This is a genomic window from Ensifer adhaerens (assembly GCF_020035535.1).
Lineage (GTDB): Bacteria > Pseudomonadota > Alphaproteobacteria > Rhizobiales > Rhizobiaceae > Ensifer.
This window is the reverse complement of sequence record NZ_CP083350.1, coordinates 2,983,177-3,009,244: the sequence shown is the minus strand read 5'-3', so window position 1 is coordinate 3,009,244 and position 26,068 is coordinate 2,983,177. Positions and strand designations below refer to the sequence as shown.

Below are 26,068 nucleotides of genomic sequence, written 5' to 3'. Positions count from 1 at the left end.
GACATTGCCGCGACCGCGCGGACACGATCGCTTGCTTCAATCCACCAGTTGCGGATCAGCTGGCTGGAGGCTCCTTGGCTGCAACCGCCGCAGCGTATTGCCGGCCGGGTTCTTGTCGAGATGCAGCACGCGCGTGAAGAAGTCGTTGCCACGCTCGGTCCTTCCGATATTGACGATCGTGACGCCTTTGAGTTCCTCGTCCATGAACTTCAGGACGCGCTGGTAGGCATCGTCCTCCAGCGTGTCGAGCGCCTCGTCGATGATCAGCCACCGCGGCTTGTGCAAGCTGAGCCGGGCGATGGCCAGAAGCCGTTGCTCCGCCTCGCTGAGGTTCATCTGCTTGCGCGCATCCTGGTCGAGCCGGCCGCTCAGCCGACCAAGTCCGACCTTCGAGAGCACGCCTGCGAGCTCGCCCTTGCCGTAGGTATCTGCAGCACCGGGATAGGCGAGAACGTCGCCAAGGGTTCCGGGCGGGAAGTAGGGTGACTTCGGGACGAAGGCGAGGCCATCATCCACCGGCAGTGCGATGCGGCCATGGCCCCAGGGCCAAAGTCCGGCGATCGCCCGGAAGAATGGCGCCTTCTCCACCTCGGGAGCACCGGTAACGAGCACCCGTTCGCCCGGATCGATCGTAACGCTTTGCTCCCGAAGCTTGATGCAGCCGGTTGGCGAGACGATCTCGACATTGTCGAAGCTCATCTGCGGCGTTTCCGACGTCTTGAAGTCGATACGCTTGTCGCCCTCATGCCTTTCGTCGGTCATCAGCAATGCCGAACGGAAGGCGGCGACACGCAGCAGCGTGGCACGCCAGTCGGCGATCGCGCCGATGTTGTCGACGAACCAGCGCAAGGATGCATGCACCTGGTTGAAGGCGCCGACCGCCATCATCAGCCCGCCGAAGCTCAAGTCTCCCGAGAAATAGACCGGTGCAGCGATGACAATCGGGGCAACGACGGTAATCCAGCCGTAGCCCCCGGTAACCCAGGTCAGCCGCGTCACGGCGCGCAAGAGGCCGTAGCTGATCTCGAGTACCGAAGCAAGATCGCGCTGTAAGCGCTTCTTTTCATTTGCTTCACCCGACGAGAGGGATACAGCCTCTATATGTTCGCTGACGCGCATGAGCGAGAACCGCAGCGCCGCCTCGCGGGCATAGTGCTCTCCATTGAGAGCCACCAACGGCCGGCCGACGAGCCAGCTGAGCCAAGAGGCAGTGCCTGCATAGAGAATGGCAGCCCAGACCATGTAGCCAGGAATGGCGAAGGCGTAGTTTGCGACGTGGAAAACGAAGCCGTCGGAGAGTGACCACAGCACGCCGATGAAGCTCACCAGTAGAATGCCCGATTGGAAAAGACCGATCGAAAGCCCTGCGGAGAGATCGGTCAGATGGCGCGCATCCTCATGGATGCGTTGATCCGGGTTGATGCCGATCGCACCCGCATTCGCCAGCCGAAAAGCACGCGAGGGGCGCATCCATTCGTTGATGAGATCTTCGGTCAGCCCTTCTCGCAGACGCAGCTTTATCACCTGTCCGAGCCAGGTTTGCAGAACGTTGAGGACGAGAAGCACGCCTGCGATCTGGGCGAAAACGACAAGCTGATGCAAAAAGGCTGGCAGGTCGCGGCGCTCGAGCGTGTCGTAGAATGGCTTGTACCATTGATTGAGGATGATTTGGCCGAAGGCTGTCACCACAATGACAACGACGATGCTTATGGTCAGCCAAATGATCTTGTTGCGTAGCGGCGAGGCCATAAAGGCCCGATGCATCATCCGCAATTGATCACCGAGGGATTGTTCGTCGCTGGGTTCTATCCGGCCGTTATTTTTGCCGTTGGTCCGGTTCGACATCGGTGCGAATCTCTCCTTCCCGGTCTCCTCAATTAGAATATAGCGTGCCTCGCCCTCTCACCCTAGAGCGGATTGTCTGAGATCACATGTAACCGCGGTCACAAAGCCCCGCTTGTCCCGGCGCAAAAGTGATTTGTAACGTTTGGCAGCGGGTCCATAGTTTCGCCAGACGAGGGCGAAAACGGCGCCATGGGAGGAACCTGCATGTCCGCGCATCTCGATCAAATCCGCGATCAGCAAAGAGAAACCTGGGATCGATTTTCCGCCGGCTGGAAGAAGTGGGACTCTCTCGTCCTCGGTTGGCTTGCCCCCTTCGGCCAGGCGATGATCCGCCAGGCAGCGATCAAGGACGGCGATCAGGTGCTTGACGTCGCCGCCGGAACGGGCGAGCCGGGACTGACAGTCGCCGCGTCGATCCCGAACGGCCGCGTCACCGTCACCGATCTCTCGGAGCGCATGCTGCAGGTGGCGAGCGAAAATGCCAGGAACCGGGGTCTGTCGAACTTTGAAACCAGGATCAGTGATGCCGGCGCGTTACCTTTCTCCGACGCGATGTTCGATGCTGTCCTGTGCCGGTTCGGGTTCATGTTCTTCCCGGACGTTGCGGCGGCAGCCGAGCAATTGCGACGGGTGGCGAAGCCGGGTGCGCGCGTTTGTGCCGCCGTTTGGGGGGCACCTGACAAGAACGCTTGGGCAACGACGATCATGTGGACCATAGCGCGCCACGTCGAATTGCCGAAACCGCCGGCGGGAGCGCCCGGCTTGTTCCGTTGCGCGCCGGAAGGACTGATGACGGCTGTCTTTACCGACGCAGGGCTGCGCGACGTCCGCGAGGAGGAGGTCACGACCACGATGGTGCACGACACGCCCGAAGACTATTGGGCCTTCATGACCGAAATTGCCGCGCCCGTGGTGGCGGGTCTGGGGCAGGCAGATGTAGCAACACGGGAGCGTATCAAGGTCGAGGTGCTGGGTCTTGCCCGACAGGCGAGCAGGGCGGGCAAAGTCGAACTGCGCTCCACCGCGACCATCGTCGCCGGTACGCGTTAGCCCTAAGGGCATACTTGTGGACTAAGCCTTGACGTCACCTGCAGCGGGCAAGGCCATTGGCCGGATCAGCGTGTGAACGCCGGATCGCGCGGCGTCGCTGCCTGACCACTTTTCCCGGCAGCGAGCATCCGGGCCATCTCAACGAACCCCGCCTCCCGTTGCGGATCCTTTCCTGCGGCATAGGCGATTGGCGATGCCACGGAAATATCAGGCTCGATGCCGATCCCTTCGAGCCGCAGATCGTTGTCGATCACGGCGTCGGAAACCGCAAGTTCGAGCAGGCTGTCATCCGGGAGCACATAGGCGCGGCCTGCGAGAAGGGCACCTGCCGTCCGTTCGCCGACCAGCGGAATGGCGTTTTGCCTAAGTGCGTAGGCGAAAAGTTCCAGGCCGCTGCGCGTGCCCTTGTCTATCAACGCGATCACAGGCTTGCGCCACCGAAAGTTCGCGAGCGTTGCTTCGCCCTTTCGCGGAATCAGCCGGAACGAAGGCGTATCGCCAACGAAAAGCTCGGCTGCATCGGCCGGACCCCCACCCCAACGCCCGCGCAGATCAACGACGAGGCCTTCCGCATCCTTGAGCGCTCCGTTCGCCAGGGCGTCTGCGACGATATCGAGACCATGGCGCGTGGACAGTGTCCACATGCGCACGTAGCCGATCCTGTGGCCAGCTCGTTCGCTCAGTGTCACGCTTTCGTCGATAGCCCGCTCGAACATCGGCAGCGGTCGCAATTGCTCCACCGGGACCCTGATCGACATCGGTGCGGCGCCGCGCTCCCTTTGCAATCGGATATCGACACTGCTGCCGACCTTGCCATCGAACGAGCCGATCTCCCGATAGGGGTCCCCATCGACGGCGAGGATTTCGTCTCCGACGAGCAGGCCGGCCTTCTTGGCAGGGGAACCATCATAGACGTCGACGACGAAACGGTGGCCGTTTTCGACGGTGGTCACCATGCCGATGCCGGGATAGCGGACTTCACCGTCCGGCGGAAACAGGCGGCGTATATCGTCGCGGATCGCGAAACGGAAAATGTCAGAGAGCTCGAAATAGTCGATCATATCGGGCTTGTAGCGCCCGGTATGCGATACACTAAGGCTGGAGAGGACCGACGTGATTGCGTCGTCGACATCGGCGACCGGGCTGGTCAGAGAGATTGGCCTATTCCCGGGGTCCAATTTCGACCGAACCGCCGCGTTGAAGCGGTCGAGCGCCTTGCCGTCGTAAAAGTTCGCATTCACCAACTCGACGACACGGTCGAACACCGGCTGGCCGGAACGCGGCAAGTCATCTGCGTGCGACACCGCCGATGCCGCTAGCAACAATGACAAGGACAGCGCCACAGCCGATAGTCCTGAGGGCATCGCCATCTCTCCCGATTTCCGAGGGGTCGATTATCGGCGAACTCTGCCCGCACCCGTGTTCACCTGTCTGCAAAATCGCGTGATCTGTGGGCAAAGGTCTCATTACCGGTGGCGCGCGGCCGGCTCGACATCGTCAGCGCGTGCCTTTCAGGTTCATGTCAGGTTTCGATGGCCCTCTAGCCGCCAAATCGGTCCCTGACGATTGGCGGGGGCCCGAATGCCGGAAGTGCTTTGGAAGGACAAAGGAACCTGCATATGGCTAGCAAGGTACCGCACCTGCAGGTGCACGAGAACAACAACAGGCGTGACGAGGTCTTCGCGGCACCCGACCAGCCGGTCGGCGACTTCGCGTTCAATGCGACGGTTGCCGCCGTCTTCGACGACATGGTCAGCCGCTCGGTTCCCTACTACGGTGAGATCCAGCGCATGGCCTGCGAACTCGCCGGAGACTTCGCAGAACCGGGTAGCTGTCTCTACGACATCGGCTGTTCGACGGCGACGACACTGCTCGGCCTCGACACTATGGTTGATCCCTCCGTCCGCTTTGTCGGCATCGACAACGCTCCCGACATGATCGAGAAGGCGAGGGAGAAGATCGTCGAAGCCAACACCAACCGGTCGATAGACCTCAGGGTTGGCGACCTTCACCAGGGCATCGACATTCATGACGCAAGTGTCGTGATGATGCTGCTGACGTTGCAGTTCGTCCGTCCGCTCCATCGCGAGCGGATCATGCGCACGATCTATAATGGGCTCAATGAACGCGGCGCCCTGCTGCTGGTCGAAAAGCTCACCAGCGAAGACTCGACCTTCAACCGCCTGTTCATCGAGCACTACTACGACTACAAGCGCCGCAACGGCTACTCCGATATCGAGATCGCCAAGAAGCGCGAAGCTCTGGAGAACGTCCTCATCCCCTATCGTTTGGACGAGAACATGCAGTTGCTCAAGGAAGCCGGCTTCCGCAGTGTCGAGGTCTTTTTCCGCTGGTACAATTTCTGCGGCATCATCGCGGTCAAGTAGGAAATCCAGACCATGATTGCGATCGGCAATTTTCTCTTCCGTTTCCGGAACCAGCTGTTTCCGGCCATCATCATCGTTCTGTTCCTGCTGGCGCCGTCTCCAGCCGTTGTCCTGGATAACCCGGCACTCACGCTGGTCAAGGACTTCGCCGCCGTTCTGGTCATCCTGGCGGGTCTCGCCTTGCGCGCGACCGTGGTCGGCTACAAATACATTCAGCGCGGCGGCCTGAAGAAAAAGGTCTATGCCAAGGATCTCGTGACCGAAGGCATGTTCGGTGTCTGCCGCAACCCGCTCTACGTTGGAAACATGCTGCTCTATTCCGGCGTGTTCCTGCTGCACGGCAACCCGCTTCTGGTCGTCCTCGGTATCGGGCTCTTTGCCTTCATGTACCAGTGCATCGTCTACGCCGAAGAAGCCTTTCTCGACAGGACGTTCGGGGAAGCCTACCGGGAGTACTGCCGTGACGTGCCGCGGTGGGCGTTGCGTTTGAGAAACTTCGCGCAGTCTACCGAGGGCATGACTTTCAATGTGAAACGCGTCATCGGCAAGGACTATTCGACCGTCTCGGCGGCCCTGATCGCGATCCTTGCGACCGAAATGTACAAGTTCGCGAGCAATGCGCCCGTTGAACACAACAGCGGTGCGCTCACAGTCCTCGGCGTTTTGATGGCGCTCGTCGGTATCGCCACGGCGATCATCAGCTACAAAAAAAGGCGCGGTGCGTTTCGCGAACGCGCCGCTTCCTGACAACCCGCCAGCGCCCACCGCTTTGCGATCGCGACCACTTCTGCGTTGGCTCGTGCCGATGCAGCCAAGTGATGCGCAACGCTCAGGGGCTTGACGCCCATCCCCCATCGAACATAGGCAAGGATGAACAAGTGTCCGGTGATATCTTGAGAGTCCTACTAGTCGAAGACGATCAGGTTCTGGGGGAGGCGCTACGCGATCATGTCGCGGCGGCTGGCCACGCAGTCGATTGGTTTACGCGCATAGTCGACGCTACGGCAGCGACGGAGACGGTTCTCTACGGCCTGATACTGCTTGACCTCCGGCTGCCTGATGGCTCGGGGCTATCGCTGCTGCGGGCTCTTCGGAAGCGGGACGACGGCACGCCGGTCATCATCTTGACGGCGCACGACCAGATCTCCGATCGCATAGAAGGCTTGAACAGCGGGGCGGACGACTATCTGGTCAAGCCATTCGACCTCGGCGAGTTGAGTGCCCGCATGCTGGCCGTTTCCAGGCGCTATGTCGGCAATGCCACGCCGACGGTCAGACTTCCCGGCATCGAGATCGACCAGGTCCATCGCAAGGTGCTGGTCGAAGGGGAAAGCCAGAACCTCAGCGCGCGGGAGTGGGCCGTGCTCGACAAGCTCGTCGCCCATCCCGGCGCACTCGTGTCGAAAGAACAGTTGCACGACGCGCTCTACGCCTTTGGCGCTGAAATCGAGAGCAATACGGTCGAGGTCTATATCAGCCGCCTGCGCAAGAAGATCGGCTTCGACCGGATCGAGACCGTGCGGGGCCTCGGCTACAGCATCAGGTGACCGGATGTCGCGCGTCGCAAGCATGGCCCGCAGGCTGACCATCGCGATTACGAGCGTCGTCGCGGTCTTCTGGTGCGTCGCGCTTGGCCTCGGCGTCTTTGTCATGCACGACGAGTTCACCGAGATCTTCGACAGCGGCGTCCAGGAGACGGCGGAGCGCCTGCTGCAAATCGTGGCCGATGACGTTGCTCGTGACCGCAACGACGGCAAGCCCGCCGTGGCCCTCATCGCACCTGCGATGAATTCACAATATCTGACCTATCAGGTCCGCGATCGCGGCGGCAGGGTTCTGTTCGAAGATGGAGCACCAGAGCCCTTCGCAGTTCCGCTCGAAGTCGGCTTCTCGCAGACAGACACGCACCGGATCTACACGGCCGGAGCAGCTGACGGCTCCCTCTTCGTCCAGGTGGCAGACGCTTTCGAGCATCGCACCGAAGCGCTCCTCGAGGGCGGCACGGCGCTGCTCTTGCCGTTGCTCGTGCTGATCCCAACCAGCATTATCGCCATCATTCTTGTCGCGCGCCGCGCACTTGCACCGGTCGAGCAGTTGCGCGAAGAAATCCTCACTAAGGACAGCGGCAACCTGGCCCCGCTTGATGAAGGCGCGCTACCGAGAGAACTGCGCGCGATCGCCCGATCGGTGAACCTTCTGCTGACCCGCCTCAAGGCGGCACTCGAAGCGGAACGCGAATTCACTTCCAACAGCGCCCATGAATTGAGGACGCCGATCGCGGGTGCGCTGGCGCAAACACAGCGGCTGGCGAGCGAGGTGCCTCCCGCCTTTCGGCAACGGACCAGCCAGATCGAGCGCGCACTGCTTCATCTCGGTCGACTGGCCGAAAAGCTGTTGCAGATGTCGCAGGCCGAAGCCGGGATCGCCATATCCGACGAAAGCACCGACCTCTTGCCGGTCCTGGATCTTGTCCTTGAGGACATGGAACGCTCGGCACTTGGTGCCAGCCGCCTGAAGGTCCATGTCGCGGAAGGCGCCGATCTTGTCCGTCCGATCCCCGCAGATGCTTTTGCGATCGTGCTTCGCAATCTTCTGGAAAACGCCCTGATCCACAGCCCGTCCGGAAGCCCGGTCAGGATCAACGTCGATGCCCGTGGTGTGGGTGTCACCAACGACAGTGCCATCATCGACGCGGAGACGCTGGCTGGCCTGACCAAGCGCTTCAGTCGCGGGCCGACGGAAGCTTCCGGCTCCGGCCTCGGCCTTGCGATCGTGCAGCGGTTGGTGGAACAGATGCATGGACGATTGCTGATCGCATCGCCGGCCCCGGGAACGGACCGGGGCTTCCACGTCGAGGTCCGCCTCTGAAGAGTCGGCAGGGCGTTGCCGCCCCGCCATCGCCTTACTGCTGATCCAACGCGCGGGTCAGGCTGAGCGCGGCGATCGTGCAGATCGCGCCGGAAATCAGGTAACCGCCGATGAAGATGATGCCGAAGCTGCTGGCAAGCCCGAGCGCCACGAGCGGCGCGAAGGCGGCGCCCACGAGCCAGGCGAGATCGGATGTCAGCGCAGCACCCGTGTAGCGATAGTACTGGGTGAAGCGCGAAGACACGGCGCCAGACGACTGACCGAAGGAAAGGCCGAGGATGGCGAAGCCGATCAGGATATAGGCGTCCTGACCCTTGCCGCCGGCATCGAGCAGGAAAGGAGCCGAGAAGCTGAAGATCGCGATCAGGATCGCGCCGATCATCAGCTGGTTGCGGCGGCCGACGCGGTCGGCGATCACGCCTGACAGCACGATGCCGATGGCGCCGAGGGCGGCGCCCGCGACCTGGACCCACAGGAATTCAGCGGCCGACTGGCCACCGTTGAGCGTCACCCAGCTCAAGGGGAAGATGGTGACGAGGTGGAACATCGCGAAGCTTGCGAGCGGCACGAAGGCGCCGAGCACGACGTCGATGCTGTGCTTGCTCAGCATCTCGAAGATCGGCCGTGCCTCGAGCTCCTTGGCTTCCATGGCGGCGCCGAATTCCTTGCTGGCAACGATGCGCAGGCGCGCGAAAAGCGCCACGACGTTGATCGCGAAGGCGACGAAGAAGGGATAGCGCCAGCCCCAGGCGAGGAAATCCTCCTGCGAAAGATTGCTGACGAAGTAGCCGAAGAGAATGCTCGCAAGCGCAAAGCCGATCGGCGCGCCGAGCTGCGGGATCATCGCGTACCAGCCGCGGTGATTCTGCGGCGCGTTGAGGTTCAGCAGCGACGCAAGGCCATCCCAAGCGCCGCCGAGCGCAAAGCCCTGTCCCAGTCGGAAGAGCGCGAGGAGTGCTACCGCCCAGTAGCCGATCGTGTCGTAGCCTGGCAGGAAGGCGATGGATGCGGTCGAGCCGCCGAGGATGACGAGGGCGATCGTCAGCTTCGTGCCGCGCCCGTAGTTCCGGTCGACCCACATGAACACGAATGACCCGACGGGACGGGCCAGGAAGGCGAGGGGAAACAGCGCGAAGGACATCAGCGTCGCGGTCACCGCATTGGGCGCGAACGGGAAGATCAGCTTCGGGAAAACAAGGATCGAGCCGAGGCCATAGACGAAGAAATCGAAGAACTCCGAGGTTCGCCCAATGACCACGCCAATGGCGATACTCCCCGGGGACAGCGGCTTGTCGTCCTCATGGATGCGACGCGCATCCCGTTCGAGTCCAGACGATGTGGGATGAGTGACCGAAACCATGAACTTCTCCGACGAACGTGCGTCTTGTCGTTAGAGTGTTGACCAATTGGCGTCTGATATCAAGAATGCCGTGCACGTACTTGCGCACATGCCTCATTCGAATTCGTGCCTAACGTTCGCCTGAACAGCCGGCATCGAACCGACATTAAGCCATTGCGCCCGTACAGACGCGCATAGAGCGATACGGCCGTCACTGCACTGCGGCAAAATGCTGCGCTGCGACGATGGACCTCACTTCCATGCGCGACCATGCCCGAGTAATGCCGACTAGACAAAACGCAAGTTGAGGCCGCAATGCCGAAGCCATTCAGTTTAGCCGGACGATCGATGGTCGCCGTCCTGTTGCTCTCTGTTCTCTCGGGATGCAACATGGTGGTCATGTCGCCCTCCGGCGATATTGCCGCTCAGCAGAGGGATCTGATCGTCATTTCGACGGTCCTGATGCTGGTGATCATCGTCCCCGTCATTTTCCTGACGCTCTTCTTCGCCTGGCGCTATCGCCAGTCGAACACCGCTGCCAAGTACGATCCGGAATGGCACCATTCCACCGGTCTCGAAGTCATCATCTGGTCGGCGCCGCTCGCCATCATCATCGCACTCGGCGCGATTACCTGGGTGAGCACGCACAAGCTCGACCCCTATCGACCGCTCGACCGCATCGATGCGGCGCGCCCGGTAACCGATGAGATGAAGCCGATCACCGTCGAGGTCGTCGCCCTCGACTGGAAATGGCTGTTCTTCTATCCGGACTACGGCATCGCCATGGTCAACGAGATGGCAGCACCAGTCGATGTGCCGATCAACTTCAAGATCACGGCATCCTCGGTGATGAATTCCTTCTACGTCCCGGCGCTTGCCGGCATGATCTACGCCATGCCCGGCATGCAGACCAAGCTGCACGCCGTCATCAACAAGGCCGGCGAGTACGAGGGCCTTTCGTCCAACTATAGCGGCGACGGCTTCTCGCACATGCGCTTCAAGTTCCACGGTGTGGATCAGGCGGGCTTCGACCAGTGGGTCGCCCGCGTGAAGCAAAACGGCACGATGCTCAACCGCGACGCCTACCTGAAGCTCGAAAAGCCGAGCGTCAAGGAGCCGGTGCGTTACTTCGCCTCAGTTGAAGACGGTCTCTATGACGCCGTGCTCAACATGTGCGTTCGCGAAGGGCAGATGTGCATGAAGGACATGATGCACATCGACATGATGGGTGGCGCCGGCGTTGAAAGCCACGAGAACCGCGCCAAGCTCGAGCATGACAACCGCCATGCGGGCGGCGTGGTCGAAGCGGCAGCGCCGGGTGCAACGGCACCGGAAGCCGGCAATGCCGCCGGTGGCGAACAGCCGGCCGCGGGCAGCGATCAGCCGTCGGCGGCCGAACCGATGAACCACGACATGCACAAGACGCACTAGGAATTTCGCGCGCTCGCCGGCCCTGATCCAGCGAGCGCCAAGGTCCTTTGGGCCGCAATTCGAGACATATTGGAAGACCCATGTTTGGTGACACCAGCCTCACGCAATTCATCTTCGGGCGGCTTACGTTAGAAGCGATCCCTTATCACGAGCCGATCCTCGTCGCGACCTTCGCAGCGGTGGCCGTCGGCGGCATCGCCATTCTCGCCCTTATCACGAAGTACAAGCTCTGGGGCTATCTCTGGCACGAGTGGTTCACGTCGGTCGATCACAAGAAGATCGGCATCATGTACATCATCCTGGCGATCGTCATGCTTTTGCGTGGCTTTGCCGATGCGATCATGATGCGCATACAGCAGGCGATCGCCTTCAACGGCAACGAGGGCTATCTCAACCCGCATCACTACGACCAGATCTTCACCGCCCACGGCGTGATCATGATCTTCTTCGTGGCGATGCCCTTCGTCACCGGTTTCATGAACTATGTCGTGCCGCTGCAAATCGGCGCGCGCGACGTCTCGTTCCCGTTCCTCAACAATTTCTCGTTCTGGATGACGACCGGCGGTGCGGTCATCATCATGATGTCGCTGTTCGTCGGTGAGTTCGCGCGGACCGGCTGGCTTGCCTACCCGCCGCTTTCGGGCGCAGATTACAGTCCGGGCGTCGGCGTCGACTACTACATCTGGGGACTGCAGGTGGCCGGCGTCGGCACGACGTTATCAGGCATCAACCTGATCGCGACCATCGTGAAGATGCGCGCTCCCGGCATGACCTTTATGAAGATGCCGGTCTTCACCTGGACCTCGCTTTGCACCAACATCCTGATCGTGGCGACCTTCCCGATCCTGACGGCGACGCTCGCCCTCCTTTCGCTCGACCGCTACCTCGGCATGAACTTCTTCACCAATGACCTTGGTGGCAATCCGATGATGTACATCAACCTCATCTGGATCTGGGGTCATCCGGAGGTCTACATCCTCGTGCTGCCGGCCTTCGGCATCTTCTCCGAGGTGGTGGCGACCTTCTGCGGCAAGCGCCTCTTCGGCTACACGTCGATGGTCTATGCCACCTGCGTGATCATGATCCTGTCCTATCTCGTGTGGCTGCACCACTTCTTCACCATGGGTTCGGGTGCATCAGTCAATGCCTTCTTCGGCATCACCACGATGATCATCTCGATCCCGACGGGCGCGAAGATGTTCAACTGGCTCTTCACCATGTATCGCGGCCGCATCCGCTATGAGCTGCCAATGCTCTGGACCATTGGTTTCATGGTCACTTTCGTCATCGGCGGCATGACCGGCGTCATGCTGGCGATCCCGCCGGCCGACTTCGTGTTGCACAACTCGCTGTTCCTGATTGCCCACTTCCACAACGTCATCATCGGCGGCGTGTTGTTCGGGCTGATGGCGGGCTTGGTCTACTGGTGGCCGAAGGCATTCGGCTACAAGCTCGATCCGTTCTGGGGCAAGATGAGCTTCTGGTTCTGGCAGATCGGCTTCTTCTTCGCCTTCATGCCGCTCTACGTGCTTGGCCTCATGGGCGTCACCCGCCGCGTCAGCCAGTTCGAAGACCCATCGCTGCAGATCTGGTTCATCATCGCCGCCTTCGGCGCGGTCCTGATCGCAATCGGCATCGCGTCCTTCATCATCCAACTGGTCGTCAGCTTCCTCAGGCGCGACCAGCTGCGCGAGACCTCAGGCGATGCCTGGGATGGCCGTACGCTCGAATGGTCGACCTCGTCGCCGCCGCCGGACTACAACTTCGCCTTCACGCCCGTCGTCCACGACCACGACAGCTGGTACGACATGAAGAACCGGGGTTACGAGCGCCCGCTCGAAGGCTTCAAGCCGATCCATATGCCGAAGAACACCGGCACGGGCGTCATCCTCTCGGGCATCAGCGTCGTGCTCGCCTTCGCGCTCATCTGGTACATCTGGTGGCTGGCGGCCGTGTCCTTCATCGCCCTCATCGCCGTCGCGATCGGTCACACATTCAACTATCAGCGTGATTTCTTCATCCCCGCCGAAACCGTTGCGGCCACCGAGGATGCGCGCTCCAAGCTGCTCACGGAACGGATCTGAGACGATGACCCAAACCCAAGTCCAAGAAAACGAAAAGCCGCAGTTCTACCTGACGGAAGAGCATCACCCGGAACACAGCACCATGCTGGGTTTCTGGCTCTACCTGATGAGCGACTGCCTGATATTCGCCGTGCTCTTTGCGACGCATGGCGTCGTCGGCCGCAACTACGCGGCCGGACCGTCGCCGGCGGATCTTTTCGACCTCGGCCTCGTCGCCTTCAACACGGCGATGCTGCTTCTCTCCTCGATCACCTACGGCTTTGCGATGCTCCAAATGGAGCGCAACGCCAAGATGGAGACGCTGTTCTGGCTCGGCGTCACCGGCGTGTTCGGCGCGATCTTCCTGGCGGTCGAGCTCTATGAGTTCTATCACCTGCTTCTCGAAGGTGCCGGCCCGACGCGCTCGGCCTTCCTGTCGTCGTTCTTCACGCTGGTTGGCACGCACGGGCTGCACGTCACCTTCGGCATCATCTGGCTGATCACGCTGATGGTGCAGGTCAGCAAGCACGGGCTGATCCCGGAAAACCGCCGTCGCCTGATGTGCCTGTCGATGTTCTGGCACTTCCTCGACGTCATCTGGATCGGCGTCTTCTCCTTCGTCTATCTCCTGGGAGTTCTCGGATGAGCGCACATTCCGACCACGAAAGCGCGTTCGAACCGCATCACGCGCACAGCCATCACGGCGACGCCGCCGGTCACGGTTCGTTCAAGAGCTATATGACGGGCTTCATCCTCTCGGTGATCCTGACGGCCATCCCGTTCTGGCTGGTCATGGGTGGCGTGCTGGACAGCAAGATCTTGACCGCCGTCATCGTCATGGGCATCGGCGTCGTCCAGATCGTCGTGCACGTGATCTACTTCCTGCACATGAATGCGCGCTCCGAGGGAGGCTGGACGTTGATGGCGCTGATCTTCACGATCATCATCGTCGGCATCGCACTCGCGGGCTCTCTCTGGGTCATGCATCACCTCAACACCAACATGATGCCGATGACCCACGAGATGATGAAGAACATGCCCTGACGACGGGTCAGGGCAGGTGGATACCACGATGACCACCGACGACAAGGTGAAGGGGAGGGACCGCGTATCCTCCCGCGCCCGTCTGATGATGACGGGCGCCCTGTTGTTCCTCGTAGCGGTGTTCCTGGCGCTCGGCACCTGGCAGGTGCAGCGGCTCTCCTGGAAGCTTGATCTCATTGCCCGTGTCGAGGCACGCATCAATGCGCCCGCCGTGCCGGCACCAGCGCGATCTGACTGGGGTGCCGTCACACGGGAGAAGGACGAATACCGTCGCGTCACCGCAAGCGGCACCTTCAGTCATGACAAGTCCACGCTGGTGCAGGCAGTGACGGAGCTTGGCGCCGGGTTCTGGGTTCTGACGCCAATGCGCCTGGAAGACGGTTGGAACGTGCTGATCAATCGCGGCTTTGTGCCCGTCGATCGCCGCAATGCTGCCGAACGCGCTGAAGGTGATACCGACGGAGCCACCACGGTAACAGGGCTACTCCGCGTCACAGAACCTGGCGGCGCCTTCCTGCGCTCCAATGATCCGGCAAACGACCGCTGGTTCTCGCGCGACGTCGCCGCGATTTCTGCGGCGAAGGGCCTGCCTGATGTCGCACCCTACTTCATCGATGCGGATGCGGCACCCAATCCCGGCGGCCTGCCTGTCGGCGGACTTACGGTCGTTCGTTTTCGCAACAGCCATCTGGTCTATGCGCTGACCTGGTTCGCTTTGGCGGCGATGAGTATGGCTGGCGCATATCTCGTCTACCGCCACCGAAACAAGACTTAACGCCGGGGCTCATGCGTCCTATCCAATCCCGCATGAGCGGCGGCGCCCCAACGAGGTGCGGACCGGTCGCCGATCCATTTCAGCAGCACTTTAAAACGAAACAGGGCACTCGACCCTTTCGGGGAGCGCCCTGTTCCAACCCGGAAAGCTCCAATCGCGTGCCAGCGGCACGTCGAACGAAACCCTCGAAACGGGTGATGGTCGTTAGATGGAGGGGATTTCGAAGATTTCAAGGGCGATGCCAATACGTTTTCGGTGTCAGGGTGCCGCTTGAGACGAAAAGAGTCAGGGCTTCTGGCGCTCCTGATTCCCGTCGACCGCCGCAATGACGGGCCTGGGCCTGTCTCCACGGATTTGTTGTGAAAATGCCTCCAAAAGTTGTGGCTACCGCGTACCCTGCGCGCGGCCGGCGAACTGTCCGCGACGGCCGCGTCAGATGGTGTGTTGAATAGGCCACACGAGATTGCCGGTTGATACTTTGAGGAACAATGGAGAGTTGCATCATTGACTTGTTGCCTGCTGCTTTATTAGCTGCGAGCGCCGGGTGGGGCTATTTTCCCGGTAATATTTGGGGGTATTCATGGGGCTGCGGGGCGGCAACGTCGCAGGGGGACGATCGTTTTCGTGCGCGTTTTGGCGAGGTTCTTTTCTGTCTTTCTTCGCAGCGATCGGCATGCTGCTCGTTGCGGCTGCCAGCGCGTCAGCGCAGGTCGTCACAATATCGGCGAGCCCTGCGACCTTCAACGCGGCCGGCGACACGATCAATTTCAGCTATGTGCTGAACCCCGGATCCTACAACATCCTCAGTATCGCACCGGTCTCGACCGCCAATAAGGCCGTGGTGGTTTCGTGCCCACCGATCGCCGGCGGCGGAACTACTTCCCCGGTTACCTGCACCGGTTCCTACCAGGTCGATGCTTTGGATGCGATGTCCGGGCAGTTTGTCGATTTCGTGACATTCACCGGGACGCGCACCGGCGGCAACTATACCGCCAACAGCAACACGATCGTCGTGCGTGCAGCGACCGGCGGTCCCGTCGTCATGGACGTGGTAGCTTCGCCGAGCCCATCGATCCCGGGGCAGCAGGTATCCGTGACGGCGACTGTTTCGTCGATGGGCTGTAACGCAGGTCAATCGCCGCCGGGCAGCGTGACGATCTCCATTGGATCGCAATCGGCGACCCTTGGGCTTACTCCAACCGGACCGGTCAGCCCGGCTTCGTCAGCGACGTTCCAGACGTCGACTCTGCCGGTCGGCGAACATGCCGTTTCGGTAAGCTATGGCGGCGGTAGCGGATGCAGCACCGGCACGAAGACAGGCACGAGCCATTGGGTCGACAGCAAGCCGACCGTCACCATCAACCAGGCGCCAGGTCAAGCAGACCCGAGCGCGAAGGCGTCAGTCCTCTTCAACGTCACCTTCGACAAATCAGTCACCGGCTTCAACGGCAGCGACGTCCAGCTTTCCGGTACCGCCGGAGCAACCACGGCAAGCGTGTCCGGGTCCGGCGCCAGCTACACGGTCTCTGTGAGCGGAATGACGCAGGCGGGCACGGTTACGGCCAGCATTCCTGCCGGGAAAGCCACGAGCGTGGCGGGTCTCACCAACGACGCCTCGACGAGTTCCGACAATACTGTCACTTACGCTCCCATTGCCATCTCAACGACGACGCTGCCGAATCCGGTCTACAATCAGACCTATTCGTCGCAGACGGTGGCCGCCACTGGCGGATCGGGAGCGCTGACCTTCAGCAGAACCGCCGGTGCTTTGCCGGCTGGGATGTTTCTCTCAAGCGGCGGCGTTCTTTCAGGCAAGCCGACCGCGAGCGGGCCTTTCAACTTCACCATCACTGCGACCGACGCCGAAGGGTCGACGGCATCACAGGCATACTCTGTGACCATTGCCGCCCCGACGATTGCGATCGACCCAGTATCGCTCTCCAACGGCACCTTCGGTACGGCCTATTCGCAGACGCTTGCGGCCTCCGGCGGCGCTTCGGCCTATACGCTCACCGTGACGCAAGGGGCGCTGCCCAACGGATTGACGCTCGCAAGCAACGGCACGCTTTCTGGCACGCCGACCGCGGCCGGTCCGTTCACCTTCACCGTTACGGCGACGGATCAATACGGCCAGACGGGGAGCCGTGCCTACGGCATGACCATTGCGCCGACCGTCCCCGGGGCGCCCGTTATCGGCACTGCCGTCGAGGGCGACACGACGGCCGATGTGGCCTTCACCGCGCCGCCGATTACCGGCGGAGCGGCGATCTTACACTATACCGCGACAGCAAGCCCCGGAGGAATGAAGGTAGACGGACTATCGAGCCCGATCCGTGTGCCCGGCCTCGTGAACGGGACTGCCTATACGTTCACCGTGACCGCGACCAACATCGTTGGTGAAGGTGCTGCTTCCGATGCGTCAAATTCAGTCACGCCGAAAGCGACCCAGACGATCACCTTCACCAATCCCGGCGCTCAGACCTTCGGCACGAGCCCGACACTGAGCGCGTCGTCGGACTCCGGCCTCAGCCCCACGTTCACCTCTTCGACCACGTCCGTCTGCACGATCACGAGCGCCGGTGAGTTGAATTTCGAGAAAGCTGGTACCTGCACGATCAGCGCCGACGAGCCCGGCGATGGCACCTATCTTGCCGCAACGACGGTAACTCAGAGCTTCACCGTCAATGCCATCGCTCCCGGCGCGCCGACAATCGGGACTGCAACCGCCGGCGACATGCAGGCGAGCGTAACGTTCTCTGCTCCGTCGACGAGCGGCGGCGAAGTGCCGAGTCTGTATACAGTCATGTCTAACCCCGGCGGTCACAGCGCGACCGGCGGATCGAGTCCAATCACGGTCCCGGGCCTCACCAACGGCTATTCCTACACATTCACGGTGACGGCGGCCAACAGCGGGGGCCTCGGGCCAGTCTCCGCCGCTTCCAATGTGGTTACGCCGAAGGGACCTCAGTCGATATCCTTCACCAATCCTGGCGCGCAGAACTTCGACACGACCCCGACTTTGACCGCCACGGCGAGCTCCAGCCTGACACCGACGTTCACCTCGTCGACCCCAGCTGTTTGCACCATCACCAGTGGCGGCCAGCTTCGGTTCCTTCAAGCGGGTACCTGCACCGTCAGTGCAGACCAGGGAGGGGATGCAGCCTATCAAGCAGCACCGACGGTGACACAGAGCTTCACCATTAACGCCGTCGTTCCCAGCGCCCCGACGATTGGCACCGCGACGGCCGCCGATAGCGAAGCAACCGTATCGTTCACCGCCCCTTCCTTCACGGGCGGCGACGCGATCAGCGGCTATACCGTCACGTCCAATCCAGGCGGCATCAGCGTGAGCGGACCGGCAAGCCCGATCATCGTAACAGGCCTCAGCAATGGAACGTCTTACACCTTCACCGTTGCAGCCGAAAACGGCGTGGGGAAGGGCGCGAGCTCTGGTGCGTCCAATGCCGTGACGCCGATAGCGGCTCCGATCGCCGGCCCAGCTTCGGCGACGGTCGCGGCAAACTCGTCTGCAAATTCGATTACACTCGCACTCTCCGGCGGTACGGCCGCTTCAGTCGCCGTTGCGACCAATCCGACGCACGGTGTTGCGGCCGCTTCCGGAACCTCGATCACCTACACCCCGACCGCGGGATACTCCGGCTCCGACAGTTTCACCTATACTGCAACGAACTCGACCGGGACCTCGTCGCCGGCGACGGTTACGATCACCGTCTCGCGGCCGACGCTGGCCTTCTCGCCGGCCGCAGGCGCGCTGCCCGGCGCTACGGTCGCAGGCGCTTACAGCCAGACGATTTCAGCCGCCGATGGCATGGCGCCCTACAGCTATGCGATCTCTGGCGGCACCGAGCCGCCTGGACTGACTCTCGACGCCTCGACCGGCATCCTTGCGGGCACACCGACCACAGACGGCAGCTACAACTTCACTGTTCAGGCAACCGATGTGAATGGGGCCACCGGGACCGCCACCTATGACCTGACCGTGGCCGTACAGGCGCCGACGACAGCACCGGTTTCGGCCACGGTCGCAGCCAACTCGTCGAACAACGCGATCACGCTGAGTATTGCAGGCGGCACTGCAAATTCGGTTGCCGTTGCAGGTAATCCCGCGCACGGCACGGCTACTGCTTCGGGCCTGTCGATCACCTATACGCCGGCTTCGGGCTATTCGGGATCCGACAGCTTCACCTATACGGCGACCAACGCCACCGGCACATCATCTCCGGCCACGGTCACGATCACCGTGACGGCGCCGACCCTCGTCTTCGCGCCGACAGCCGGAACACTTCCGGGGGGCACGGTTGCGAGTGCTTACACGCAGACGGTCTCGGTCGCCGATGGCATGGCGCCTTACGGCTTTTCGATTTCAGGTGGCGCTCTGCCACCGGGGTTGACGCTTGACGCCGCAACAGGCGAAATCGCGGGAGCACCGACGGCCGACGGAAATTACAATTTTACCGTCCAGGCAACAGACGTGAACGGTGCGGTAGGCACTGCGAGCTACAGCGTGGCCGTTCGCATCCAGGCTCCAATCGCCGGCGCTACGGTGGCGACAGTAGCGGCCAATTCCGCGGCAAATGCCATCGCGCTCAATCTTTCCGGCGGCACTGCGGCAACGGTCGCCGTCAACTCCGCGCCGGCACACGGCACAGCCAGCGCCTCGGGAACTGCCATCGCCTACACGCCGGCCGCCGGCTATTCGGGCTCAGACAGCTTCAGCTATACGGCGACGAACGCAACGGGCACATCCGCCGTCGGAACCGTCACGATCACCGTGTCGCGGCCGACCCTCGCCTTCACGCCGACTGCAGGAGCGCTTCCGGGCACGACTGCAGGCCAGTTCTATGACCAGACGATTACGGCTGCGAACGGCAACGCTCCCTATAGCTATGCGGTCACCGGCGGCGCGCTTCCAGCGGGTTTGACGCTTGCTGTGGATGGCCGCCTTTCGGGAACCCCATCGGTCGACGGTCTGACCAACTTCTCTGTCACAGCGACCGATGCCAACGGCGCAACGGGTGCGGCGGGCTACAGCCTTGCCGTTGCTGTTCAGGCTCCTGCCGCCGGTCCGGTTTCTGTTACGGTTGCCGCAAATTCCGCAGCGAATGCCGTGACGCCCAATCTCTCCGGCGGCGCTGCTGCGTCGATCGCCGTTGCAAGTCCTCCCGCGCATGGAACGGTGTCGACATCGGGTCTATCGATCCTCTACACGCCGACTACCGGCTATTCAGGCTCGGACAGTTTCACCTATACCGCGACCAATGCGACCGGCACCACTGCGCCGGCGACGGTCACGGTGACCGTTTCGCCGCCCGCTCTGGCGTTTTCCCCCTCGTCCGGCAAACTTCCCAATGCAATTTCCGGCGTGTCCTACAGCCAGACAATTACGGTGAGCACCGGAACTGCGCCCTACGGCTACGCCATTACATCCGGCGCGCTGCCGGGCGGCCTGGCGCTGGACGCATCGAGCGGGACCATCTCCGGCCGGCCGGCCGGCGACGGCGATTTCCAGTTCACGGTGACGGCGACCGACGCCAATGGCGCGACGGGACAGGCGCGCTATCAGATCGCCGTCCTTTCCAGCAATTTCGTCTTCAGCCCATCGGCAGGAGCACTGCCGGATGCGATGGTCGGCGAGGCCTATTCGTCGCGGATCTCCGCCACCGGCGGCGTCGGTGCGCTGATCTACAGCGTCAAGAGCGGCGCCCTGCCGAAGGGCATGGTCCTCAACATCTCCACCGGCGAACTGACCGGACCGCTGGCGGCGGACGCGACACCGGATACCTATTCCTTCACCATCGCCGTCGTCGACAGCCGCGGCGCCAGCGGGTCGGCGGTCTATTCGCTGAAACTGAACGGGCGCTCGGTGACGGCGCCGGATATCGTCGTCGAGGTTCCCGCCGGCTCGACACCGAACAACGTCTATCTCAATGCCGGCGCCACCGGTGGTCCGTTCGTCGGGGCGGCGGTGGCCGCGGTCTCGCCGCCGATCGCCGGCAAGGCGGAGATCGTCGAAGGCGAACTAGCGGCTGCAGGCAGCTTCACTCCGGTCGGCTATTACCTGAAGTTCACGCCGAACCCGGCTTATTCCGGCTCCGTCGTCGTGAGCTACACCCTGAAGAGCGCGCTCGGCTCGTCGAATGTCGGCCGCGTCACCTACAGGATCGCGCTCGATCGTGTGGCCGCCGGCGAGGAAATCGACGGGCTCGTGCGCGACTTCGTCCGCACCCGGCAGAACCTCTTGTCCTCGACGGTGCAGACGCCCGGTCTGCTCGACCGGCGGCGGGCGGCGGCCGGTACCGATCCGGTGACGACGGCGGTGACGCCATCGGACAAGGGTGCACGGCTCGGCTTCTCGACCAGCCTCACCCAGATCCAGGCGGCGCGCGATGCGGCGGAAGCGGCGGCGGCCGGCGAAACCTTCGTCAAGACCGACCGGCCCTTCGACATCTGGATGAACGGCAGCTTCCTGTTCCACAAGGACGAGGATGACGCCAGCGACAAGTGGGGCAACTTCGCGCTGTTCTCCGTCGGTGCCGATTATCTCGTCAATGACCGGGCGCTCTTCGGCCTGTCGTTCCACTACGACTACATGACCGATCCGACCGACGAGGATGCCGAACTGAAGGGCAATGGCTGGCTGGCCGGCCCCTATGCCTCGTTCGAACTCGGCAAGGGCGTGTTCCTCGATGCCAACCTGCTTTATGGCGGCTCCTCGAACGACATCGATACCGGCATCTTCAAGGGCAGTTTCGACACCACCCGCTGGATGGCGGATGTGAAGCTGACCGGCGAATGGCAGCTCGACGAGATCACGGTGCTGACGCCGAAGCTCCGGGCGGTCTATTTCAACGAAGAGACCGATGATTACAGCGTGAAGAACGCGCTCGGCGAGGTCATCGATCTCAAGGGCTTCATCGAGGAGCAGGCGCGTCTCAGCATCGGCTTCGACGTCGAGCGGACGCTGGAACTGGAAAACGGCCTGCTTCTGTCGCCGTCGGTCGGTGCCGATGTCGGCTTCGCCTCGCTCGACGGCGAAGGTCTGTTCGGCCGGGTTTCAGCCGGGTTGGCCTTGTCGAACAACGACAACTGGGACCTCGACTTCTCGCTGCTGTTCAACATCGAAGGCGACGGTTCGCAATCGGCCGGCGCCAAGGTCGGTGCCCGCGTTCGCTTCTGATAGGCTATCGTGGGACGTGGAGGGCGCTTGCTGCGTCGTCCAATGCAGCAAGTCGAGGTATCGTGCCGCACCCGGCGCCAGTCGGGTGGCCTGCATTCATCGATGTTCGATCCGACTCCCGAAACGAGGCCGCGCTCCGCAGCAATGGAGCAAACCGGCCAATAGGGACGGTACCAGCTTCGGACATTCTCACGAAAGCGCCGCACACACAGTCGGCGCCGAAACATTGCGTTCGGAGATGCGGACGAGCCATTGAACGTCTATCGCGTCGTGCCGGTGGCGCCACCTAGCGACCCACGCTGGCGCGACGCGCCTGGCAGGGAGAGGTTGTCGTCGCGGCACGTACTCCGGGGGCGCGCGTCTCGTTGCGGCGGGCCGCGAGTTGGATTTCATGGAGATTGATGCGGCGCCGGTGCAAGATGTCACGAGGGCTGCGGCAACTGCCTTGCTGTCGGAAAATGCCGTCATCGAGATCGAACGAGGCAGCAAATCCCTAGCACGTGGCGGGACGATTTCCGTCGACAACAGAGGGACGGTCAGCGCATAGGGGGCGCTGTTCGGCGACGCGGAAATTTCTGGCAGGTCCGTTTACAGGCGCAGGCCTTGCAAAGCTAAAGTGGCCCTCCAGGGAGAGCCACTTCCGATGTCTAGCGGATTACTTCGCGCCGATTGCCTGGAGGCCGGCCGTTGCGCAGTTCGCGTCGATATCACCCGACGGTGCGCCACCCACGCCGATGCCGCCAACCAGTGCCTTACCGAACTTGATCGGCACGCCACCGGCCTGGATCACCATGCGCGCGTCCATGTCGCGGAGGCCTTCATTTGCCGGCTTGGAGGCGATGAACTCGCCGAGGCCGGCCGTGTCGCGGCCCATGGCAGCGGAGGTGAAGGCCTTGCCCTGGGCGCTGTTGCCAGTGTGCGGACCGGAGTTGTCGGCCTTCAGCAGCACCTTGGTTGCCCCATCGCGACCAACAACAGCAACGCTGACACTGTGGCCTTCGGCGGCGCAAGCCTTCACTGCGGCGTCGGCAGCCTTGATGGCCATGTCGAGCGGCAGGTAGGCCGCGGTCGGCAGTTCCTGCGCCGTAGCGGCAACGGGAGCGAGAAGCGCGGCTGCGAGCACGATATTGCGGATCATCATAGGTTCCTTTCCTGTTGATATGAAAAGGTTATCCCGCCGCAGATATCGTGGGTATTCGTAGGGCTTGCGTGCCTATCCGTAGTTCTACGGAGTTTTCGTCCCGTCGAGCCAGATGCGCGTCATTTCCGCCTGTGAGGTGCTGCCGAGTTTGGCGCCGATGGCGGCGCGGTGGCTTTCGACCGTACGGGGCGATAGACCGAGACCTTCGGCGATCTGGCGGGTCGTAAAGCCTGCGGCAATCCGATCGAGAACTTCGCTTTCACGCTGCGTGAGTGCCGCAAGCAGGGCCAAGGTTTCGGCTTTTTCCGCATGGGCGCGCATGGTGCGCTCCAGCAATTCATGGCCTTTGTGGATCGCGTCGATCAAGTCCTGCTCGTCCACCGGCTTCGAGAGAAAGTCGATAGCGCCGTTACGGAAGGCGCGGCGACAGGCCTCGATATCGCCGTGCCCGGAGATCACGATCGTCGGCCAGTCTATCCCGTGTTCCGTCAGCCTTTCCTGCAGCTTCAGTCCAGAGATGGCAGGCATGCGGATATCGAGCACCAGGCAGCCAGGGTCGAGGCGAGAAACCTGTGCGAGAAAGGCTTGCGGATCCGAAAACCCAGTGACCTTGATCCCGACGGTCGAGAGCAACAGGCTGAGCGCTCGACGAACCGCATCGTCGTCGTCAACGAGATAGACCGGAAGCGTCATCACATCGGTTCCTCGGTTCGGCGGGCACGTGGCAGCGTCACGCGGAACGTGGCGCCATGATCACTCTCAACCAGGGCGATTTCGCCACCGGCGCGTTCCACCAGTCGCTGGCTCAGCGCCAGACCGAGCCCGGTGCCCCCGGCGCGGGTCGTCACGAATGGCGTGAACAGCCTTGGGCGAAGTGCTTCCGAAACGCCGGGACCATTATCGGCGACATCGAAGACAACTGCGGTGTCGCGCTCGCTCAGGGTAACAGTCACGCGTCCGCTATCGCCTGTCTCGGCGGCCAATGCCTCAAAGGCGTTACGCACGAGATTGTACGCGACTTGCTCGATCTCAACCGGATCGCCGACGACGGATACCGGTGTTTCCGGAACCTGGAAATCAAGCTGAATTCCGCTTGATCTCGCGTCCGGTTGAAGTAGCGCGTCAACATTTGCAAGCGCGTGGCGCAGATCGAAGGCGGCAACCGGCGCAGCATGCGGCTGCGACCAGTTGCGGAACCTTTCCAATATGGCCGATGCCCGGCGCGCCTGGCTTACGGTGTCCTCCAGCACCGGAGCAAGTGCCGCGTCCTGTCCTTGAGCGAGCAGCCTTCGCCCGGCCTGCGCCTGCGCCAGAATTGCGGTCAGCGGCTGCGTCAGTTCATGCGCCATGCCGCTTGCCATTTCGCCGAGCGCGTTGACGCGTGACGCGTGCGTAAGGCGCGATTCCAGCGCGCTGAGGGTTGCCTGCTGTTCCGCTGCGCGCGTGCGCGCACGTTGGCGCAGTGCCGCCAGGCCTGCGAGATAGGCGAAGCTGACCACTAGAAACGTCAAGCCGGTCTGGACGGGTGGGAACATGTCCGCAAGCCCGATCCCCATGCCTGTTTCAAGAAGCAATGGCTGGGACGCACTGCTCAGCGCCTTGGAAAACAGGATCGCCTCGGGCAAGGCAGTCGGCAGCAGGATATGTCCGTCCGGCAGCGACAGCCGCACCGCGACCCCGGGGCGAGACCAGAATGGCCCGCCATCTCCGATCAATTTCGCCGCGTCGATGCCGAGCATCAAACCATAGCGCGCCTCGTCTGTGTTCGGACTGCGCTTGATCATGATGTAGTGATCGGCCCGTTGCGGATGGGGCAAGAGTGCGATGCGCCCATCCGATGCCCTGGCGGCCGCGCGAATGAGCTCTGCCGTCTTGGCATCGAGTGGACCGGTACCGACCGTTTCGGCGCTTGCATCCAGGGGGACGAGCTGAACTTCGTCTATCCGCGGATAGAACCGCGCAATCGTGCGGGCAACCTCCAGAAACAGGTCGTGCCTGCGCCCCTCGGAGGCAACAGCGACCGCCGAGAGCGCCGTCAGATGTGCATCGTGCTGATCAACCCGCTGTGAGGCGAGGCTATGGAGGAGCGTGCTTTCCCGCTCGAGTTCGGCGACGAGTGCCTGCCGCTCCCAACCCGCCAACGCGACGCCACCGAGCGCCAGGAGGAGGCACCACAGGACGACCATATGGAAGGGGCGTTCGAAGATCGAACGATTGCTGTGCATCATCGGTTGGGCGGTCTTGTTGTCATGCGCTGCCTTCAGCAGAGAGCGGTCGCGGCCAAGCGCGGTCATTGTTCGCCTTGATCATCTCGCCGGTGAAATGCGCTCTGTCAATCCATCGCGGTGCCCAGCGCAGCGTTGCAACACGAGCTTCGCCGACCGCGGACACTGCCCCGTCCACCACGCGAGCCTTTCGGCGAGATCAGATCCGAGCCGCAATGTCTCCGCAACACAGGGCTGCCAAGCATTCTGGCGTGGTGATCGAAGGAGACTGACAATGCATGGCTTGGCTTACGGTAGAATTCTCGGCCTGATGTCCATACTGGCGGCGGCCGTGCCTGCGGCGCCGCCGATCGTCCTCGCGGACGATTTCGATGGCGGACGGCGCTACTGCAGGGACTACCATGGCAGGGACCGCTGGCGCTGCGAGGAGTCACGTCGGGATCATTGGCGCGAGAAACGCGAGAAGCAGGAAAAGCGGGACCTCAAGGCCGGCATCGCCGCCGGCGCGATCGGACTGGCGCTCGGCGCGATCATTATCGGTGCGGCGCAGGAAGAAGAGCGCCGCCGCCAGAACGGCCAGTATCGCCTCAATGAGCGGGACGCCCGCTGCCTCGCCCGCTACCGCAGCTATGATTCACGCAGCCGAACCTTCATCGGCCGCGATGGCAGACGCTACGAGTGCCGCTGAGGCCGCGGTTTCGG

General features: G+C 62.3%; 19 protein-coding genes. 13 read left to right on the top strand and 6 right to left on the bottom strand.

Annotated elements, in window-relative coordinates; translation table 11 throughout:
• Positions 1-36: 36 nt before the first annotated feature.
• Positions 37-1,845 carry an ABC transporter ATP-binding protein/permease gene (locus tag LAC81_RS33725; protein ID WP_113540662.1) on the bottom strand — a complete coding sequence of 603 codons (1,809 nt, stop codon included), beginning with the start codon at positions 1,843-1,845 and terminating at the stop codon, positions 37-39.
• Positions 1,846-2,049: 204 nt separating this feature from the next.
• Here LAC81_RS33725 and LAC81_RS33720 point away from each other — a divergent pair, with 204 nt between their 5' ends.
• A complete protein-coding gene (locus tag LAC81_RS33720) occupies positions 2,050-2,895 on the top strand; it encodes a class I SAM-dependent methyltransferase (protein WP_223728930.1) in 846 nt (281 codons plus the stop codon).
• Between the two features lie 65 nt (positions 2,896-2,960).
• Here LAC81_RS33720 and LAC81_RS33715 read toward each other — a convergent pair whose 3' ends face one another.
• On the bottom strand, positions 2,961-4,259 hold the full coding sequence (locus tag LAC81_RS33715) for a S41 family peptidase (protein WP_223728929.1): 1,299 nt from the start codon (positions 4,257-4,259) through the stop codon (positions 2,961-2,963).
• Between the two features lie 255 nt (positions 4,260-4,514).
• Here LAC81_RS33715 and cmoA point away from each other — a divergent pair, with 255 nt between their 5' ends.
• The 4 genes from cmoA (at position 4,515) to LAC81_RS33695 (ending at position 8,150) form a co-directional block, all read left to right on the top strand.
• Positions 4,515-5,282, top strand: coding sequence for a carboxy-S-adenosyl-L-methionine synthase CmoA (cmoA, locus tag LAC81_RS33710; protein ID WP_113540664.1), 768 nt, complete (start codon positions 4,515-4,517; stop codon positions 5,280-5,282).
• Between the two features lie 12 nt (positions 5,283-5,294).
• Positions 5,295-6,029 (top strand): methyltransferase family protein, encoded by a 735-nt coding sequence (locus LAC81_RS33705; protein WP_223728928.1) that lies wholly within the window; start codon positions 5,295-5,297, stop codon positions 6,027-6,029.
• Between the two features lie 146 nt (positions 6,030-6,175).
• A complete protein-coding gene (locus tag LAC81_RS33700) occupies positions 6,176-6,829 on the top strand; it encodes a response regulator transcription factor (protein WP_223728927.1) in 654 nt (217 codons plus the stop codon).
• A gap of 4 nt (positions 6,830-6,833) precedes the next feature.
• A complete protein-coding gene (locus LAC81_RS33695) occupies positions 6,834-8,150 on the top strand; it encodes an ATP-binding protein (RefSeq protein ID WP_223728926.1) in 1,317 nt (438 codons plus the stop codon).
• Between the two features lie 34 nt (positions 8,151-8,184).
• On the opposite strand, the gene LAC81_RS33690 is transcribed toward LAC81_RS33695, so the two are convergent.
• The gene (locus tag LAC81_RS33690; protein WP_113540667.1) at positions 8,185-9,510 is read right to left on the bottom strand and encodes an MFS transporter; all 1,326 of its coding nucleotides are present in this window, start codon (positions 9,508-9,510) and stop codon (positions 8,185-8,187) included.
• A gap of 294 nt (positions 9,511-9,804) precedes the next feature.
• Between LAC81_RS33690 and cyoA the strand changes: the two genes are divergently transcribed.
• The 7 genes from cyoA (at position 9,805) to LAC81_RS38615 (ending at position 22,547) form a co-directional block, all read left to right on the top strand.
• Complete coding sequence (gene cyoA, locus LAC81_RS33685) at positions 9,805-10,920, top strand: ubiquinol oxidase subunit II (RefSeq protein WP_223728925.1); 1,116 nt, start codon at positions 9,805-9,807, stop codon at positions 10,918-10,920.
• Between the two features lie 80 nt (positions 10,921-11,000).
• Entirely contained in the window at positions 11,001-13,004 is a 2,004-nt protein-coding gene (gene cyoB, locus LAC81_RS33680) for a cytochrome o ubiquinol oxidase subunit I (protein ID WP_223728924.1), read from the top strand.
• Positions 13,005-13,008: 4 nt separating this feature from the next.
• Entirely contained in the window at positions 13,009-13,629 is a 621-nt protein-coding gene (gene cyoC, locus LAC81_RS33675) for a cytochrome o ubiquinol oxidase subunit III (protein ID WP_223728923.1), read from the top strand.
• Positions 13,626-14,027, top strand: a complete 402-nt coding sequence (gene cyoD / locus LAC81_RS33670; RefSeq protein ID WP_113540671.1) for a cytochrome o ubiquinol oxidase subunit IV — start codon at positions 13,626-13,628, stop codon at positions 14,025-14,027. The genes cyoC and cyoD overlap by 4 nt, the downstream gene beginning before the upstream one ends.
• A 28-nt stretch (positions 14,028-14,055) precedes the next feature.
• Positions 14,056-14,802, top strand: coding sequence for an SURF1 family protein (locus tag LAC81_RS33665; protein WP_419195848.1), 747 nt, complete (start codon positions 14,056-14,058; stop codon positions 14,800-14,802).
• A 673-nt stretch (positions 14,803-15,475) separates the two neighbouring features.
• Positions 15,476-22,000, top strand: coding sequence for a putative Ig domain-containing protein (locus LAC81_RS33660; RefSeq protein ID WP_223728922.1), 6,525 nt, complete (start codon positions 15,476-15,478; stop codon positions 21,998-22,000).
• Positions 22,001-22,391: 391 nt separating this feature from the next.
• Entirely contained in the window at positions 22,392-22,547 is a 156-nt protein-coding gene (locus LAC81_RS38615) for a hypothetical protein (protein ID WP_419195849.1), read from the top strand.
• A 108-nt stretch (positions 22,548-22,655) separates the two neighbouring features.
• Here LAC81_RS38615 and LAC81_RS33650 read toward each other — a convergent pair whose 3' ends face one another.
• The 3 genes from LAC81_RS33650 to LAC81_RS33640 form a co-directional block, all read right to left on the bottom strand.
• Positions 22,656-23,138: a GlcG/HbpS family heme-binding protein gene (locus tag LAC81_RS33650; protein WP_223728921.1), complete on the bottom strand. Its 483-nt coding sequence runs from the start codon at positions 23,136-23,138 to the stop codon at positions 22,656-22,658.
• An 87-nt stretch (positions 23,139-23,225) separates the two neighbouring features.
• Entirely contained in the window at positions 23,226-23,834 is a 609-nt protein-coding gene (locus tag LAC81_RS33645) for a response regulator transcription factor (protein WP_223728920.1), read from the bottom strand.
• Positions 23,834-25,435 (bottom strand): sensor histidine kinase, encoded by a 1,602-nt coding sequence (locus tag LAC81_RS33640; protein WP_223728919.1) that lies wholly within the window; start codon positions 25,433-25,435, stop codon positions 23,834-23,836. Before LAC81_RS33640 ends, LAC81_RS33645 begins: the two co-directional genes overlap by 1 nt.
• Positions 25,436-25,640: 205 nt before the next feature.
• On the opposite strand from LAC81_RS33640, the gene LAC81_RS33635 reads away from it, so the two are divergent.
• The gene (locus LAC81_RS33635) at positions 25,641-26,054 is read left to right on the top strand and encodes a BA14K family protein (RefSeq protein ID WP_223728918.1); all 414 of its coding nucleotides are present in this window, start codon (positions 25,641-25,643) and stop codon (positions 26,052-26,054) included.
• Positions 26,055-26,068 lie beyond the last annotated feature (14 nt).